This window comes from Collinsella sp. AM13-34 (genome assembly GCF_003473055.1).
Classification (GTDB): domain Bacteria; phylum Actinomycetota; class Coriobacteriia; order Coriobacteriales; family Coriobacteriaceae; genus Collinsella.
In genome coordinates, this window is record NZ_QRLE01000011.1 from 26,839 (window position 1) to 43,626 (window position 16,788).

General features: G+C 62.2%; 13 protein-coding genes. 2 read left to right on the forward strand and 11 right to left on the reverse strand.

Annotation, left to right across the window (positions count from 1 at the left end; genetic code table 11):
- Positions 1-11: 11 nt before the first annotated feature.
- The 6 genes from DW151_RS05965 to DW151_RS05990 all read right to left on the reverse strand — a co-directional run bounded on the left by DW151_RS05965 (position 12) and on the right by DW151_RS05990 (position 8,340).
- Positions 12-1,217 (reverse strand): DUF362 domain-containing protein, encoded by a 1,206-nt coding sequence (locus DW151_RS05965; RefSeq protein WP_118334896.1) that lies wholly within the window; start codon positions 1,215-1,217, stop codon positions 12-14.
- A 152-nt stretch (positions 1,218-1,369) separates the two neighbouring features.
- Positions 1,370-4,036, reverse strand: a complete 2,667-nt coding sequence (locus tag DW151_RS05970) for an ABC transporter permease (RefSeq protein WP_118334898.1) — start codon at positions 4,034-4,036, stop codon at positions 1,370-1,372.
- 8 nt (positions 4,037-4,044) lie between these two features.
- The gene (locus tag DW151_RS05975; protein WP_117842996.1) at positions 4,045-4,758 is read right to left on the reverse strand and encodes an ABC transporter ATP-binding protein; all 714 of its coding nucleotides are present in this window, start codon (positions 4,756-4,758) and stop codon (positions 4,045-4,047) included.
- Between the two features lie 254 nt (positions 4,759-5,012).
- Complete coding sequence (locus tag DW151_RS05980; protein ID WP_118334899.1) at positions 5,013-6,218, reverse strand: ABC transporter permease; 1,206 nt, start codon at positions 6,216-6,218, stop codon at positions 5,013-5,015.
- Positions 6,205-7,392, reverse strand: coding sequence for an ABC transporter permease (locus DW151_RS05985; RefSeq protein ID WP_118334901.1), 1,188 nt, complete (start codon positions 7,390-7,392; stop codon positions 6,205-6,207). The genes DW151_RS05980 and DW151_RS05985 overlap by 14 nt, the downstream gene beginning before the upstream one ends.
- Positions 7,393-7,401: 9 nt before the next feature.
- The gene (locus DW151_RS05990) at positions 7,402-8,340 is read right to left on the reverse strand and encodes an ABC transporter ATP-binding protein (RefSeq protein ID WP_055251488.1); all 939 of its coding nucleotides are present in this window, start codon (positions 8,338-8,340) and stop codon (positions 7,402-7,404) included.
- Between the two features lie 210 nt (positions 8,341-8,550).
- Here DW151_RS05990 and DW151_RS05995 point away from each other — a divergent pair, with 210 nt between their 5' ends.
- Positions 8,551-9,687 (forward strand): sensor histidine kinase, encoded by a 1,137-nt coding sequence (locus DW151_RS05995; protein WP_118334902.1) that lies wholly within the window; start codon positions 8,551-8,553, stop codon positions 9,685-9,687.
- Positions 9,684-10,313 carry a response regulator transcription factor gene (locus DW151_RS06000; RefSeq protein WP_118334904.1) on the forward strand — a complete coding sequence of 210 codons (630 nt, stop codon included), beginning with the start codon at positions 9,684-9,686 and terminating at the stop codon, positions 10,311-10,313. Before DW151_RS05995 ends, DW151_RS06000 begins: the two co-directional genes overlap by 4 nt.
- A gap of 787 nt (positions 10,314-11,100) precedes the next feature.
- Here DW151_RS06000 and DW151_RS06005 read toward each other — a convergent pair.
- The 5 genes from DW151_RS06005 to DW151_RS06025 are packed head-to-tail and all read right to left on the reverse strand — an operon-like array spanning position 11,101 to position 16,721.
- Positions 11,101-11,442: a 4Fe-4S dicluster domain-containing protein gene (locus DW151_RS06005; protein WP_117648239.1), complete on the reverse strand. Its 342-nt coding sequence runs from the start codon at positions 11,440-11,442 to the stop codon at positions 11,101-11,103.
- A gap of 7 nt (positions 11,443-11,449) precedes the next feature.
- Complete coding sequence (locus tag DW151_RS06010) at positions 11,450-12,538, reverse strand: nickel-dependent hydrogenase large subunit (protein ID WP_117803504.1); 1,089 nt, start codon at positions 12,536-12,538, stop codon at positions 11,450-11,452.
- Between the two features lie 5 nt (positions 12,539-12,543).
- Positions 12,544-13,245, reverse strand: coding sequence for an NADH-quinone oxidoreductase subunit C (locus DW151_RS06015; RefSeq protein ID WP_118334905.1), 702 nt, complete (start codon positions 13,243-13,245; stop codon positions 12,544-12,546).
- Positions 13,245-13,826: an NADH-quinone oxidoreductase subunit B family protein gene (locus DW151_RS06020; RefSeq protein ID WP_117655435.1), complete on the reverse strand. Its 582-nt coding sequence runs from the start codon at positions 13,824-13,826 to the stop codon at positions 13,245-13,247. Before DW151_RS06020 ends, DW151_RS06015 begins: the two co-directional genes overlap by 1 nt.
- A gap of 12 nt (positions 13,827-13,838) precedes the next feature.
- Positions 13,839-16,721 carry a proton-conducting transporter membrane subunit gene (locus tag DW151_RS06025; RefSeq protein WP_118334907.1) on the reverse strand — a complete coding sequence of 961 codons (2,883 nt, stop codon included), beginning with the start codon at positions 16,719-16,721 and terminating at the stop codon, positions 13,839-13,841.
- Positions 16,722-16,788: the final 67 nt, after the last annotated feature.

The following is a 16,788-nucleotide window of genomic DNA, read 5'->3' on the forward strand; positions in this document are numbered from 1 at the left end:
ATGGTTAGGTGCTACTTGACCTCGATGAGCTCGTACTTGCTCGTGCCCAGGCCGATCTTCTCGGCATGCGCGATGCACGCGCGCCAGTCGGTGTCGGGATGCGTGATGCAGAAGGGATCCTTGGCCTGCTCGCCCTCCAGATGCTCGTGATTATGCTCCATCTTGGCCGCGCTGTCGGTAAGCTCGGTGTTAGGCAGCGGCTCGGACGCCAGGACGGCGTCGGCGCAGGCCTGGTCGATGGCGACCGGGTCGAAGCTCGCGAACATGCCGATGTCGTTGACGATGGGCGTGTCATTCTCGGGATGGCAGTCGCAGTTGGGGCTGATGTCCATGGCGAGCGAGATGTGGAAGCTCGGGCGGCCGTCGACGATGGCCTTGGTGTACTCAGCGATCTTGTAGTTGAGTACGTCGGCCGCGGCATCATAGTCGGGCTTGATGCAGTCCTGGTTGCACGCCGCAATGCAGCGTCCGCAGCCCACGCAGCGATCGTGGTCGATGGCAGCCACGTGAACCGTGCGAGTGCTGCCGTTGGCAAGCTCGCGCTCACGCGTACCGTCAAACGTGATGGCGCTGTGCGCGCATATCTTCTCGCAGGCACGGCAGCCAACGCAGTTGGTGGTATCGACGCTCGGCTTGCCAGCGGCGTGCTGCTCCATCTTGCCGGCACGGCTACCGCCGCCCATACCCAGGTTCTTCATGGCACCGCCAAAGCCGGCCTGCTCATGGCCCTTAAAGTGGGTGAGGCTAATCACGATGTCGGCGTCCATGAGTGCCTGGCCGATCTTTGCCTCGCGCACGTACTCGCCGCCCTCGACCGGAACGAGCGCCTCGTCGGTGCCCTTGAGGCCGTCGGCGATGATGATCTGGCAACCCGTAGCATACGGGGTAAAGCCGTTCTGATAAGCGGTGTCAATGTGCTCGAGCGCGTTTTTGCGGCTGCCGACATAGAGCGTGTTGCAGTCGGTGAGAAAGGGTTTGCCGCCCAGCTCCTTCACGACGTCTGCAACGGCGCGGGCGTAGTTGGGGCGCAAAAAGCTCAGATTGCCCAGCTCGCCAAAGTGAATCTTGATAGCGACGAACTTGTTCTCGAAGTCGATCTGCTCAATGCCGGCGCGGCGAATGAGGCGTTTGAGTTTGTCGAGCTGGCTCTCGCGAGCATGCGTGCGCAGGTTGGTAAAGTACACCTTAGCGGGCGCTGCGGGTGCAGTTGCGGTCATAGATCTATCCCCTCGGTCTATATGGCGTTACAGACATAGAGGATGGTACCCGTTAAAGTAGGGTCGAAGTCAAGCACAGCCACTCATTGGGGACAGACTTAAATGAGTGCTTGCCGCCCGGCCGGCGAATCGGCAAAGACTGTCCCCGATGACTACTCCTGCACCTTGAGGGCTTCGGCCAGGCTGACGCGCTTGATGGAGCGCGTGTGTAGCAGCGCCACGACCAGGTAGGTCGCAAAGCCGATGCCGACGCATGCAGCCATGGACCAAGCGGGCACGTAGATCTCGATATTGCCGTTGTAGGCGAGCAGCATCGAGCGGAAAATCGCGGTCAGCGAGCCAATGATCACGGGCAGGCTCAGCACGAGTGACACCGCCACGCACAGCGTGATCGAGCGGATGTACAGATGCGAGATCTCGCTATCGCGATAGCCAAAGACTTTCATGTAGCTGATCGAACGGGCGCTGTGGTCGATCACCGCCTTGGTCAGCAGGTACATAAACAGCAGGAAGATAAACACCGCGAGCCCGACCATCATGCCGATCATTTTGCTCATCATGCCGATAAACTGGTCGCCCACGGCGCGCATGTCGTCGGGCGTGGTGTCGCCGGCAAAGTAGCGCGCGTCGAGGTCGAGCTTCTCGTTGCTCACATAGCCGTTGAAGTAGGCGGCATCGTTGTCGAACAGCTCGTTAAAGTCATCGATGCTCATATAGATATTCATGTCCGACTTTGAGCCCCAGGAGCAGCCCTTGCCCGCGTACTCAAGGGAATAATCCCGAGCCTCGTACTTGTCGCGAAGCTCGACCTTCTGGCCCTCGCTCCAGCCAAACTTGTCGAGCAGGCCGCCGCCAAAGACGACGTGTCCGTCGCCGATGTTGAGGCCCTTCCAGTAGCGCGAATCGGGCGAGATGCCGTAGACGGAAATCGTCTCCTCGCCATTACCATCGCCGCGGTCGTATTGCAGCTGGTAGACGGCATATTTCTCGGCCTGCGCGATTGCGCCCGCGCCGTTGTCGGTCGAATTGACCGGGTGGATATCGTCGTTGTCAGTGTCGATCTTAGAGGCCTTGTCGATCAGGTCGATGCCCTCGTCGCGGTTGCAGCCGAGGGCATCGGCAAGGTCATCGAGGCGCGCATAAAGCACATCTTTCTTGTCCTGGACCTTGGCGAGCGCGTCCTGCGCCGCGGCCAGGGTCTCGGCAGACGGAACGCTGGTCGCGGCATCGGCTGCCGCCTGCGCCGCATCGGCCGCGTCATCGAGCTCGTCGCTGGCATCTTGGGCGGCGGAGAGCAGCGCGCCGTCAACCGACTGCAAGCGCTCGAGTGCCGACCACTGCTCGCGCTCCTCGGCAGTGCCCTCGAGCTCCAGCGGAGCCTTGAGCGTGTACTGGTGCTCGGCGACCAGGCTTGTCTCCAGGTTGTCGGCGTAATGCGTCATCGTGGGCAGAATCGCCAGGCCAAAGAGCAGCAGCAGCGAGGCAAACGCAATGCCCACGAAGAGCGTGGCGAAGTTGCCTAGGTTGCGCAGGAAGATACGAAGGCGGAAGCGCGAGACAAAGCCCATGCGCTCCGGCAGCTGCAAGCCGCGCTTGGTGCCCGATTTGCCGCTCGCCTCGTGACGAAGGAACTGCAACGGCGTCTTGCCCATCTTGCGAAGCAGGCCCACCAGCGTGATGAGGATGAGCGCGGCAGCGGGAACCACGGCGCACTTCACAAAAATCTCCCAGCTCCAGTACACCTGGAAGGGAGGCAGGCTGTACGAACCGTAATAGAGGCCGCGCATGGGCTCGGTAAAGAACGCGACGCCGAGCGCGGTGCCCAAAAGCGCCGCGAGCACGCCCACGATGGCGGGAAGCGCCAGGTAGTGCAGCACGATCTCGCGTCGACGATAGCCGCTGGCGAGCAGCGTGCCGATGATGGCGCTCTCCTCCTCGATGGTGGCGTCGGTAAGGACCACAAAGACAAACGCCATGATCACGATGATAATGTCGAGCAGCGTCATCCACATCATGGAGTCGCCGTCTACGTCGTCGCGCGCGTAGCCAATACCCTGGTTGGAATCGGCGTCGATCAGATCGTCCACGCGCGCATCGGCATCGGTCAGCGCCTCGACCATATCCTGCTCCGCATCGATGCGATCCGCGGTGGGGAGGTCGCGATCGGTAAAGGCAAAGGAGTAGGTGTAGGCAGGTGCACCACCGGCATCCTCGAGCGCGGCAAAGCCGGCGTCGGTGACCTCGGCCACGCCGTACGTGATGGTGTTCACCGTAAAGTCCGAATTGTCGAGGAACAGCGCCTGGCTATCGGGCTGGGTCATGATGCCGCAGATGGTGTAGGTGCGGCCCTCAAGCTCGACCTTATCGCCCACGGCGAGGTCGTTGTTGGTGGCAAAAACGCGGTCGATGGCAACCTCGTCTTCTGCCTTGGGTTCCTTGCCCTCACAGTAGGACGCAATGTCCACCTTAGCGCGGTGCGCGTAGGTGCGCAGCGTGCGCTTGGTGCCATCGTCGCCGGCGGTCTTTTTGATGATGGCGTCGATGGAGAAGTTCTTGTAGAGCGTGACGCCGCCGACGTCGTCGGCTGCATCCTCGGCTGCCTTGAGCTGGTCGTCGGTAGCCTCGAAGGAGGTGGTCACGCGGCCGTCCTCAATCGTGTACGCATCGCGCATGTCGTCGATAAGGCAACCGATGGAATGCGCCGCGAGCAAAAAGCCCGAGGTGAGAGCGATGCTCCCGCACATAAGCAAAAAGATGCCCAGGTACTTGCCGATATTGCGGCGCAGCTCGCGCGGGAGTCGTTTTGCGAGAGGTGTCATGGCGCCGCCTACCAATCGAGCTCGGCGGCCGCGACGGGCGACTCGCTGAGCTCGTCCTCGACGATGCGCCCGTCGCGCAGGCGCAGCACGCGATTGGCCATGCGCGCGATGGCGGCGTTGTGGGTGACGATGATGATGGTGCAGCCGTAGGTGCGGTTGACGTCCTCCATGAGCTGCAGGATTTCCTTGGATGTCTTGTAGTCGAGCGCGCCCGTGGGCTCGTCGCACAGCAGCAGGCCCGGATTTTTGACGAGCGCACGGCCGATGGCGCAGCGCTGCTGCTGGCCGCCCGAGACCTGGCGCGGAAACTTGTTGCGGTGCTCGTAGAGGCCCAGCGAACGCAGCAGACCGTCGACGTCGAGCGGTTTTTTGGACAGGTGCGCCGTGACCTCGATGTTTTCCTTGATGGTAAGGTCGGGCACCAGGTTGTAGAACTGGAAGACAAAGCCCAGCTCGCGGCGTCGGTACTCGCCCAGATCGGCGGGCTTGAGCGCCGTGAGATCGCAGCCGTCCACCATGATGGAGCCGCCGTCGGCATCCTCCAGGCCGCCGATCAGGTTGAGAAAGGTCGACTTGCCCGAGCCCGAGGGCCCCAGCATGACGCAGATCTCGCCGCGATTGATGGACGTATCGATGCCATCGAGCACCGTCAGGCGTGCATCGCCGTCGCCGTAGTGTTTCTTAAGCCCGCTGACCTGGACGTAGGCTCGCTTTGCCGCCATCTTATCCCCCGTTGTTAGCCACCTGCTACTTTCTAGGCTAATAGTAAACCCGGGCGAACTATTTTTAAGCGACGTGCGCGGCTTTTTTCCAACCTACTCATTGGGGACAGACTTAAATGAGTGAAATCGCTCATTTAAGTCTGTCCCCAATGAGTGCCGGCAGGAAAGGAGCGTCCCCAAGTGCCGACATATTGGGACAGTCCCTGCCAGCCCTGCCGGCGAATCGGCAAAGACTGTCCCCAATGGCTAGGTGGCTAGGCGCGGGATTTGGCGTGTGCGAGAGCCAGGCCTACGGCGGCGATGGCGGCGGCAAAGAGCACCGTGACGCCCAGGTCGCAGGCGATGTCGCCCAGCACGGTAGACGTCAAATCAGAGGCAAGCGCCTTGCCGATCGCGTCGTTCACCCAAAACGTCGGCACAAAGTGCGCCACCGTCTGCACGGCCGAGCCCATCATCGAAAGCGGCATCCAGGCGCCGCCCAAAAACGTCATGAGCAAGCCAAGCAGGTTGCCCACACCGTTGAGCAGCTCTTCGCGCGCGCCCAGGCTCGAAAGGGCAAAGCCAACGGCCAGCGGCGTGCACGCCAGGGCAAACGTTGCCGCCAGCGCCAGGCACACACGGCCCACGCCGACCTCGGCGACCGCGCCGGCAAAGCCCACGACGCCCATCATGCTCGACACAAACCAGATACAGACAGTGAGCACGGCGGCGGCCGCGAACACGGCAAGCGAACGCTGGCGCTCGGAGAGCGGACCGGCCTCCATGCGGCGCACGCGCTCGGGCTCGTTCATGCCCGAGAACACCAGCCCCACCGACACGATGACCGACGAGATGATCGCATACGCGCCAAAGTTGAAGTACGACTCGAGTGTAGCGGCGGCAGTCGAGTCAACCTTGACCTGCTCGATCTGGACCTCCGCACGCTTTGCGGCAGCATGCTCGGCGGCCTTGGCGACATCGCCGTCGGAAGCAGCTGGCTCAAGTGCCGCCGCAGTACCCGCGAGCGAGACCCACCGCGAGGCCTCGGCAGACGAAAGCGCTGCCGCCATGGTGCCGGAGCCGTACGTCACATCGAGCTTGGGCAGGTCTTCCCCCGCACGCGCGGCTGCAACAAGATCGTCCTCAAACCCCTCCGGGATAAAGAACACGCAATCGGCGCTGCCCTTGGCGCTGTTACTCTTGGCGAGCGCATCCGCAAGGTCGTACATGTCGTCACCAACGCCCGTGACCAGGTCAAAGCGTGAGCCTAGGTGCTTGGTAAGCGCCCGCGAAAGGTCGCTATTGTCGCGGTCGACCACGATCACATTGGTGTCGTAGGGCTTGTACTCGGTAAGCTGCGACGAGTTCCAGCTCACCGAGGCCGCGATGAATACGCCCATGAGCGAGATGAACACCGTATAGATGAGCAGGTATAACGGGTGCGCGAGCGCCATGCGAAGCGCGGTCTTAAAGGTGCTCATAGCGGCTCCTTCCAAAGATCAGCGTAGCGGCGACGACAAACACCAGGGTCATCAGGACGAGCGCGCCGGCGCGGACGGCGAAGGGCCCCAGATCCTCAAAGAAATACAGGCGGTTGAACATGTCGCAGATGAGCTTGACGGGGTTGAGCCAGCGCTCGGCCGGGCAGGCGCGGGCGACATCGTCGGCAAGCGCCATCGCCGGCTCGCCGTAGAGTCCGGCGAACAGGGCGCACGTGGTAGCGAAGCCCGTGAGGATACCGGACTTGGACGCCTTGCCGCCCTTAACGGGAAGCGTGCCCACAAAGAGCCCCAGGCCCGTGGCGGCAAGCGCGGATGCAGCACCGCCCACCAGACACAGCCCCTCGCGCCCGCCAAAGTCGACGCCAACGACTAGGCGCACGTAGCCAATCGCGACCGCCATCGAGGCAAATGAGACCAGCCACGAGCCGACAAAGATGCCGGCCAGCGACGCTGTCTTGGAAAGGCCGCCCACGCAGCGGCGCGCACCAAGGCCCGACAGATTGGGCTGCAAATCGACGACGCTCAAAGCGGCAAACTCGGCAGACATCATCGCGACCAGACCAAAGAGCGCGTAGTAGTAAATGGTCGTGCCGTCGGGCGTGGTGCGCGTCAGGCTCACGCGGCGGGTTCCGCCCTCGAGCGACAGGGCGCGCGCAACCGCCTCCGGGTCGGCGAGCGCCGCCGGGTTGTCTTGGGCAATCTGGCGCATGAGCTCGGCATTTTGCGTATACGAGCTCGCCACCGTCTCCAGGATGCTGCGGTCGGTGAGCGCCGTACTGGCGCGCGAGCTATCGTAGCTCGAAAGCAACGTAAGCTTGGGCGCGCCCGCGGCATCGACCGTGTAGACGCCCGCGACTTCGCCGGCCTTGAGCGCACGGTTCGCGGCAGCCAAGTCTTCGTACTCGCTCACATCGAGCAGCTGGTCGTCGCCTGCCTTGGCAAGCGAAGCCGCCACATCCTTAAAGGTCGAGGCATCCCAGGCCTCGTCCGCCACGACGGCAACCGGCACCGGGTCGACCGTGCCGTCGGAGCTGAGGTTCGCAAACATAAACATGAACATCGTGGAAAGCGCGATAGGAAAGAGAGCGCCCCAGACCCACGTGCTCGGCCGGCGCAGCAGCGTCTTGACCGTGGTGATGATGGTGTTGAACATGGCCGCCCCCTAGTCGCGCAGCTCGCGGCCGGTGATCTCGAGGAACACGTCGTTGAGGGTCGGCGGTTCGGAATAGATGCGGCCGAGCGGCACGTCATGCGAGCGCAGCGCATCGAGAATGTCCGTCAGGTTGTGCGGGCTCGCTTCGCACGAAAACGTGAGCTGTCCCGCCGTTGCCGAAAGGTCCAGAACGTGCGGCAGGCTTGCGACGGCACCGAGCGCCGCACTCGGAACCTCGCCGACCTCGATTACAATCTTCTCACCCATCTGAATCATGCGCTTGAGCTCGTCGTTGGTGCCCTGCGCCAGCACGCGGCCGCCGTCCATGATCATGATGCGGCTGCAGATCTGCTCGACTTCCTCCATGTAATGGCTGGTATACACCACCGTGGCGCCCTCGTCGCGCAGGCGGCAGATGCCCTCCAGGATGGCGTTGCGGCTTTGCGGGTCGACCGCCACCGTGGGTTCGTCAAAAAAGATGAGCTCGGGCTTGTGCGCGATGCCGCAGGCAATGTTGAGACGACGCGCCAGGCCGCCCGAGAGCTTGCCGGGGCGGAACTTGGTAAAGTCGCCCAGGCCGACAAAGTCGATCGCCTCGTCCACCAGCGCGCGGCGGCGCTTGCGGTCGTTGACGTAGAGACTGCAGAAATAGTCGATGTTCTCGCGCACGGTGAGCTCGTCGAACACCGCCACCTGCTGCGGCACCACACCGATGCGGCGCTTGAGGTCGTAGCGGGCGGGCGTCATGCGCTCGCCGAACAGCTCGATGGTGCCTTTGTCGTAGGCGAGCAGCTGCAGGATGCAGTTGATGGACGTGGTCTTGCCCGAGCCGTTGGGGCCCAGCAGGCCAAAGATCTCGCCAGGGGCAATACTCAGGTTAAAGTGGTCGAGCGCGATAAGATCGTCGTAGCGCTTGACGAGGTTTTCGACGTGGACGATATCTGTCATGAGGCGGCCCTTCTGTTGGTCGTGGCCCGGTACGATTGCATCATCGCAGGAGCGGACGGCGCGCACCAGTGAGCTTTGTCACGAGTGCGAGGGGGCAGAGGCGAAACCCCCGCTCGCGCGAGCGATCGACGCCGCTTTGCCGCGCGGGAGGAATGTCACAGTTGCGCAGGCGGTCCCTCCACCACGCGCGGCTTCGCGTACAATACCCGTATGAACAGGCTTTTCGACAAATCGATCGTGCTGGCGTGCTGTATCGCAGCCGCTCTGGGCCTTGCTGTGGATGCTCGCCTGGTCGCGGCGTTTTGCCTTGGCGTTATCGCCACCTCACTGGCCGAGCTCGCGCAGGGAGAGCGCGCCAGCGAGGCCGCGAGTTACGCTTACATCATCGCGGCTGTCTTCGTGCCGCCGTTTGTGCCGTTTGCGCCCCTCGCCCTCTATGACATCGCGCGGCGCGTGCGCCGTGAACGCGTTTGGGTCGCGTTGGGCATTGGCGTCGCCTTTGTCTTTGCGCTCGTCGCGGACCTTCGTGGCGGCGTGCTCACCACCCGAACGCTGTTGCTAACCGCCATCCTTTCGATCGCTGCCACGTTGCTGTCGCTGCGCACCGCGCAGCTGGAGCGCGAACAGAAACGCATGCGTCGCACCCGCGACAAGCTGCAAGAACGCGCCCTGGCACTCGAGGCACGCAACCGCGACCTCGCCGACCGCCAGGACTACGAAATCGAGCTCGCGACGCTCGCCGAACGCGCCCGTATCGCGCGCGAGATCCACGATAACGTCGGGCATCAGCTCACGCGCGCCTCGCTGCAGGCCGAAGCCCTGCGCGTGGTCCACGCCGACGAGCCCGGCGTCGCCGTCGATTTCGCCGACGTCAAACGCACGGTTGACGAGGCGCTCCAGCTCGTACGCGCCAGCGTCCATGCGCTCAACGACAACGCCGTCGACCTTTCCGTGCAGCTCGAACGCATTGTCGAAGGCGCACGCTCGGATGGCGGCCCGCAGATTGAGCTTGAAGTTTTGGCCGAGCATGCGCCCGCAAATGTCGCCAACTGCTTTGCGGCGGTCCTGCGCGAGGCGCTATCCAACACCATGCGCCACGCTTGCGCCCAGACCGTCACTGTACGATGCATGGAACATCCGTCGTTTTACCAGCTCATCGTTACCGACGACGGCGTGGGCGGGACCCAGACGGGCGGTCGCGGCGTCGCCGAGGGCATGGGGCTCGGCTCCATGCGCGAGCGCGTCGAGGCGCTTGGCGGCACCTTCACCGCCGGCCCGCGCGCCGGCGTCGGCGGCTGGCGCGTGTTTGCCACCGTTCCCAAACAGCAAGGAGATGAGGGCCGATGAGGCTCATTGTTGTCGACGACGACCGTTTGGTGGTCGATTCGCTCAAGATTATCCTGGGCGCCCAGACGCAGATCGAGGTAGTGGGCACCGGCGCCAACGGCGACGACGCGGTCGCGCTCTACGCCGAGCACTCGCCCGACATCGCGCTGCTCGACATCCAGATGCCGGGACGCGATGGCCTTTCGGCCGCGCGCGAGATCCTTGAGCGCGACCCTGCGGCGCGCGTGGTATTTCTGACGACGTTCTCGGATGACGAGTACATTGTGTCGGCGCTCAAGCTGGGCGCCCGCGGCTACCTGATTAAAACCGATGTCGCCGCCATTCCACCGGCGTTGGCGCAGGTTATGGACGGTAAGCGCGTACTCGAGGGCAAGGCAATCGAGGACATCGATTTTGACGGAACGGGCGTCGAGTCGGGCACGCTCCGCCGGCCCGCGGCCTTTGCCGGCCTGACCGACCGCGAATTCGAAGTCGCCGAGCTCATCGCCCGCGGTCTCGACAACAAGGAGATTGCCGCCACAGCTTATATGGGCGAAGGCACCGTACGCAACCACATCAGCTCAATCCTAGCCAAAATGGGCCTACGCAACCGCACGCAGATCGCCATCGCCTACCTGCGAGGGTAATTACCCGAAGACCGATCGCCCCGGCATAGCAAAATGGCTGCTACCGATTTAATGCCATTTCAAAACTATGCCGGTTTACTACGATGAATCGACCACCTTCGACCACGGCAAATTGCGCGCTTCCAAAACCGCAGGTAGAACGCTTGCAATATTTAGAAAAATGCAGTCATGGTCGGGAATGCCGAATTCATCGTAGTAAACCGACATAGTTTTATTCGCGACGGCCCTGCACGAGTGCCTCCGCAAACCTCGCGAGACCAAAATGATCCGTTTTCTTCCGCCCACGGAGATCGGCTGACAGCGCCCACCACGAAATCGGCCCATCTACTACGTTTGACCCGATACCCCTGACCATAGCCGCGTTTCATGAAAAACCGCAGGCGTTCTACCTGCGGTTTTCATTTCGCATTGCTTGCCGTGGTCGAGGGCTGCCGCCTAAACGTAGTAAATGGGCCGATTTCGTGGCGGCCGGATCACGCAGCAGCCTTCGCAAGGCAAAAATGATCCGCTTTCCTCCGTCCATGGGAGATCAAGAGCTGTTACGGATATGGTGCCATTTCAAAACTATGCCGGATTACGGAGCTAAAGTCGGGGCCCTCATCCATACCTTCATTTTTTGAAAAACGGCAGGCTATCTACCTGCGGTTTTGTTTTTGCGATTTTCTATATGGTCGGAGGTTCGCCATCCAGCCCCGTAATCCGGCATAGTTTTGTTCGCGGCGGCTCGCTCGCGCGTTTAAGCTCGGGGCCGGTGGGGCATTTATGCCCCACCGGCCCCGTCTTCGCGCTATTCCGGCTTGGTTTCTACCGTGGGAGTCTTATCCGCTGCGACTGGGGTACGGGCGGTATCCATAGTCAGGCAGTGTTTGGGGCAGCTTTCGATGCACTCGCCGCACACCACGCAGGCGTACGGGTCAATCGACCAGGTGCCGCCTTTGCGATCGACCGCGAGTGCGCCCGCCGGACAACGCCGAGCGCACATGCCGCAGCAGATGCACACGTCCATGTCATTGACAATATGCCCGCGCAGGCGCTCGGGCGCCGTCAGTTTCTCCTGCGGATAGCACACCGTGACCGGCTGCTTGACCATAGAACCCAAGGCCGTCTTGGCAAATGTCAGCAAACTCATGCCGCGCCTACCTTTCCGTGCAGCTAATGCAGGGGTCGATGGTCAGGATAATCATGGGCACGTTGGCAAGGAGCACGCCCTGCAGCGCATGTGTCAGACCCGCCAGGTTTTGCGACGTCGGCGTTCGCACGCGAAAACGGTCCAGGTTCTTGGTGCCGTTGCCGCGTACATAGTAGTACGCCTCGCCGCGCGGCTGCTCAATCACAACTTCGCCGCGCGCGCCGTCGGCCGGCGTAAGCTTGGTGCGCCCGCCGATGCCGTCGTGTGGAATCTTACCGACAAGCTCCTTGATGATATCCATGGCCTGCGTGACCTCGGCGCAACGCACCTGGCAGCGGGCATAGCAGTCGCCGTCGGTTGCCACGATGGGCTCAAACGCGGCCAAATCCGCATAGGCACCGTCGCCAAACATGCGCACGTCGTAGTTCACGCCCGAGGCGCGACCGAACGGGCCGACCATCGAAAGCTCCAGTGCGTCCTTCTTGCTGATCACGCCCACGCCATGCAGGCGCTCGCCGCAGCTGTCGTCGTCCAAAAACGTATGCACCAGGGCATCGTAGTCAGGACGCATGGCATCGAGCGTCTGGACAATGCCCGCCAGCTCGGAATCCTCGATATCGTGCTTAAGGCCGCCGATCTCGTTAATCGACAGGATCACGCGACCGCCGCACGTGCTCTCAAAGATCTTGAGAATCTGCTCGCGCAGCGTCCACGAACGATAGAACAGCGCCTCAAAGCCAAAGGCATCGGCGAGCAGGCCCAGCCACAGCAAATGCGAGTGAATACGCGAGAGCTCGTGCAGAATGGTGCGGATATACTGCACGCGGCCGGGCACCTCGATGTCAAGCATGCGTTCGCAGGCGCTGGCATAGCCGCAGCTGTGGCCCACGGCGCAAATGCCGCAGATGCGCTCGGCGATGTAGCCAAACTGATGCATGTCGCGCTTTTCGGTGAGCTTCTCGAGTCCGCGGTGCACAAAGCCGATCTGCGGAATTGCCTCGATGACGCGGTCGTCCTCGATTACCAGGTCCAGATGAAGCGGCTCGGGCAGCACCGGGTGCTGCGGGCCAAACGGAATTACGGAGCGATGAGCCATGGACCTTACGCCTCCTTTTTCTGCTTGTCGCGGACGGCCTTGGCGGCAAGCGCCGCGCGGACCTTGGCCGCTTTCTCGGGATCCATGGCGGCGAGCTTTGCCTCCATCTCGGCAGCCTTGAGCGCGGCCTTGGCGGCAGCCTCGTCATGCTGAGCATCGGAGCCGGCAGCCGCTGCGGGCTGGGCGGCAGCAGCGCTCGCAGCACCCTCCCCTGCAGCAGCCGCAGCAGCGGCGGCCTTTTCGGCCGCGGCCTTGCGCGCCTTGGCCTCGGCGGCCGCGCGGACCTTCATGGCCTTCTCGCGCGCGGCCTTCACCTCGGGCGTGATAACGCTCATGGGTTCAGCGGTCGAGACCTGGTAGAAAAAGCCCTTAAAGTCGATCTGTATATCGGTGATGGCAAGACCGAATAGGTCGTGGACCTCATTTTCAAACGGGAATACCGCCGGATAATACGAGCTGATGGACGGAATCTCCTGGTACCGGTCGATTCCCTCGACTACCAGGTTCTCAATCGCATAGCTGCCGTCCTGCGCAATATGCTCCTGAGCAGCATGAACGTTGATAAACGTATAGACCAGACGATACGTGCCGTCGTCGACGTTGCGCTCGGCGTGCATCTGCACAAAGCGCGCGCCGACGCCCTTGAGCGCCTGGACATGCGACAGGAGCTCGTCGATCCCAACGGTGGTATAGATAGCCTTTTGCATTACTCGGCCTCCTTTGCAGCGGCGGGCGCACCGTCAGCCGTGCCTGCGTCGACACCGGCCCCGGCACCCGCAGCAGCCACAAACCCGTCCTCGCCCAGCTCAACGCCACCATCCCAGGTAGCAGCGCCGCCTACGGTAAGCGGGTCGCCGCCGGCACGCATCACGGCCTCCTTCTGGTCCAGGATGCCGCACGCCTCCACGATGGCATCGATCACGGTCTCGGGGCGAATGGCGCATCCGGGCGCGTACACGTCCACGGGAATCGCGCGGTCCACGCCACCGATCACGTTATAGGCATCGCGGAATACGCCGCCCGAGCATGCGCAGATACCGCAGGCCACCACGCACTTGGGCTCGAGCATCTGGTTGTAAATCTGACGCACGACGGGCAGGTTCTGGGCATTGACCGACCCCGTCACCAAAAAGATATCCGCATGCTTGGGGTTGCCGGTGTTGACCACGCCAAAGCGCTCCGCATCGAACAGCGGCGTGAGCGAGGCCAGCACCTCGATATCGCATCCGTTGCAGCTCGAGCCGTCGTAATGAATAACCCACGGCGAGCGCGACATTTTATGATCCATGGATGCCGCCTCCTAAATAAACACGTCGACGAGGATGGGCATAAGGTTGAGCAGGCCAAACACCAGCGCCACGCCCCAGCCGAGCTTAAAGCAGCTGCGCCAGGTGCTGCGTGCGAAGGTGTTGTCGATCAGCACCTCGACAAAATACGTCGCGGCCATCACGACCAGGGCTACGACCCAGCTCACCGGGTTGTCCCAAACAAAGAACATGCCCACCCACATCAAAAACAGCACGGTCTCACACCAGTGCATAAGGGTCATCTTGGCCAGCGTGCCGCCGCTCATCTCGGTGGCGACGCCCTGGACAATCTCCTGATGCGCGTGATGCGAGTACGAAAGGTCGAACGGCGACTTGCGTAGCTTGATGGTGAGCACCGCAAGCAGCGCCAAGAAAATGGGCGCGCTGTACACGATGATGGGCGCCGACTGTCCGGTCACGGCGATGGAATCAAAGCTATCGGTGGCAAGGTACAGGCCCACGCTCATCAGCAAAACGGCGGGCTCGTAGCTCATGACCTGCAGCAACTCGCGGTCGGCACCGACCTGGGCAAACGGGCTTTGCGTCGAGGCGGACGCCAGCACCACAAAGATCGCGGCGAGCGTAACCATAAAAGCGCACAGCAGCGTGTTGGAGCCCGACACAAAGATGCCGCCGCCCACGACGGTAAAGATGAGCGCGCACGCCATATAGGTATCGTCCATGGTGTTTACGCTGGCAGGGGCCTTGTGCAGCAGCTTGGCAACGTCGTAGAAGGGCTGCAGCAGGCGCGGGCCCACGCGGCCCTGCATGCGAGCCGAAAGTTTGCGGTCGATGCCGTCGATCAAGCCGCCCGCAAGCGGCGCCAGCAAGGCAAACGCCACGGTGCCAATAAAGATGCCCACGACGCCCGAACCTTCGAAATACTTGCCGCGCAGCACCGAGGGCGCGCTCATGGCAAGCCGCTCGGGCCCAATCCATGCGCAACACAGCAGCGCAAACAAGATAATGCTGCAGCATACGACGCTACCCGCGGGGCCAATACGCTTCTCGCCAAGGGCGTCCTCCGAGTACCAATTGCGCTTTTCGGCCTTCACCTCGTGTCCCATCGAGCCGCGGAAATGGCGATATTTGTCGGTTCCCACGCCCGAAAGGTACACGTTGACGTGCGGTTTGTTGCTCACGCGGAATGACGTCAGCAGCACCACGGCGATAAAAGCCACGATAACCACCATCAGATACATGGCGTCCTTGCCAATAACGTACGGCACGCGGCCAAACACCATGGCCAAGTAAGGCGACACCAGGCCGCTCGAGATAACCGGGAACGCCACGCAGCACAGAATCAGCAGCGCGGCGATGGTGTTGAGGGCCATCCATTCGGTCTTGTGGACATTGACCTCAACGTTTTGAGCCGTGGGGTCGACGCCCGAAAGCTTGGCAAGCCACTTGCCCCAGAAGTAAAACGTCGCGGCCGAGCCAAAGGCAAGCACCATGATCATGAGCACGTTGCCGGTCTGCGCAAACGCCACCAGGGCGCCCCACTTGGACACGAGCATGCCAAACGGCGCCACAAACATGCCCATAATGCCCAGCATCATCAGACGCGTCAGGTGCGGCATGCGGCTGAACATGCCGTCCATGTCCTCGATATTGCGGCTGCCGATATGATGCTCGGCCGTGCCCACGCACAGGAACAGCAGCGACTTGGCCACCGTGTGGAACAAGATCAGGAAGATGGCCGCCCATACGGCCTCGGGCGCGCCGACACCCAAGCAGGCACTGATGAGGCCCAAGTTGGAAATGGTGGAGTACGCGAGCACGCGTTTGGCGTTGCTCTGCGAGATGGCCATGAGTGCAGCGAGCAAAAACGTGATGGCACCCACACTCGTGACCATAAAGCCGGTCACGGGGTAGATGGCATAGAGTGGGCTCAGCTTGACCATCAGGAACACGCCGGCTTTGACCATGGTTGACGAGTGCAGCAGGGCGCTCGTGGGAGTGGGTGCAACCATGGCACCCAACAGCCAAGTGTGGAACGGCATCTGTGCGGCCTTGGTGAGCGCGGCGAGCGACAACAGGATGACCGGCATCACCAGCAGCGCGGACTGCGCGGTTCCGGTGCCGGAAAGCTCGATCATGCCCGAGATGGTCAGCGGCATGCCGTTAACGTGCAGATACATAAGTCCGGCCAAAAACGCGATGCCGCCCAGCATGTTGAGGATGATTTGGGTAAAGGCGTTCTTGATGGCCTCGGGCGTACGCGTGTAGCCAATCATAAGGAACGAACACACGGTGGTGATTTCCCAGCCGCAGAACAGCCACTCAAGGTTGTCGCTCGTCACGATGACGAACATGGCCGAGAGGAACAGGAACATGAGCGCCAGGAACTGCGGGCGACGGTCGGGCGCGGTCTGCCCGCGCAGCGCGGCCTCGTGCTCGTCATGGGCCTGGAAGTCCTTCATGTAGCCCAGGGCATACACGCAGATAAGGCTGCCGACAATGCCGACGGCGAGGACCATGATCACGCTCATGTAGTCCAGGTAGAGTGGCGTTGCCGTGACGGCTTCGGCCGCGGGCAGCGTCATGGCTGCAAAGGCGAGCGAGCCCACCAGCTGGACTATGCCGAGCACCGTGGTGAGCGCGTTCCTATATTTGTACGCGTTGTACAGGATGACAGCGCACAGGATGACGTCGATAACGGAACTGATGATCGAGAGCACATGCGAGGTGCCGGGGGCAACCTCAAAGCTCTGCGGACCCGTGCCAAAAAACATGACGGCGACTACAACTGTCACCGCCATAATAATGCCGGAGCCTATGAGCCCCGCCGCATCGCGGGCGCGGTCACCGCGCGCGAGCAGCATGCCCAGCGCCGGTACCAGCGGAAACAGGGTAAGGAAATACAGTAGCGTCATACCATCACTCCCCCATGCTAAAACGCTGCAATTGTTTAACGTTATAGCTCAATTGAGGAGTAGCGGC

Coding starts and splice junctions, on each gene's coding strand:
- DW151_RS05970 (WP_118334898.1), bottom strand. CDS start 4,036: ATGACACCTCTCGCAAAACGACTCCCGCGCGAGCTGCGCCGCAATATC.
- DW151_RS05965 (WP_118334896.1), bottom strand. CDS start 1,217: ATGACCGCAACTGCACCCGCAGCGCCCGCTAAGGTGTACTTTACCAAC.
- DW151_RS06005 (WP_117648239.1), bottom strand. CDS start 11,442: ATGAGTTTGCTGACATTTGCCAAGACGGCCTTGGGTTCTATGGTCAAG.
- DW151_RS05995 (WP_118334902.1), top strand. CDS start 8,551: ATGAACAGGCTTTTCGACAAATCGATCGTGCTGGCGTGCTGTATCGCA.
- DW151_RS05985 (WP_118334901.1), bottom strand. CDS start 7,392: ATGTTCAACACCATCATCACCACGGTCAAGACGCTGCTGCGCCGGCCG.
- DW151_RS06000 (WP_118334904.1), top strand. CDS start 9,684: ATGAGGCTCATTGTTGTCGACGACGACCGTTTGGTGGTCGATTCGCTC.
- DW151_RS05975 (WP_117842996.1), bottom strand. CDS start 4,758: ATGGCGGCAAAGCGAGCCTACGTCCAGGTCAGCGGGCTTAAGAAACAC.
- DW151_RS05990 (WP_055251488.1), bottom strand. CDS start 8,340: ATGACAGATATCGTCCACGTCGAAAACCTCGTCAAGCGCTACGACGAT.
- DW151_RS06015 (WP_118334905.1), bottom strand. CDS start 13,245: ATGCAAAAGGCTATCTATACCACCGTTGGGATCGACGAGCTCCTGTCG.
- DW151_RS05980 (WP_118334899.1), bottom strand. CDS start 6,218: ATGAGCACCTTTAAGACCGCGCTTCGCATGGCGCTCGCGCACCCGTTA.
- DW151_RS06010 (WP_117803504.1), bottom strand. CDS start 12,538: ATGGCTCATCGCTCCGTAATTCCGTTTGGCCCGCAGCACCCGGTGCTG.
- DW151_RS06020 (WP_117655435.1), bottom strand. CDS start 13,826: ATGGATCATAAAATGTCGCGCTCGCCGTGGGTTATTCATTACGACGGC.
- DW151_RS06025 (WP_118334907.1), bottom strand. CDS start 16,721: ATGACGCTACTGTATTTCCTTACCCTGTTTCCGCTGGTACCGGCGCTG.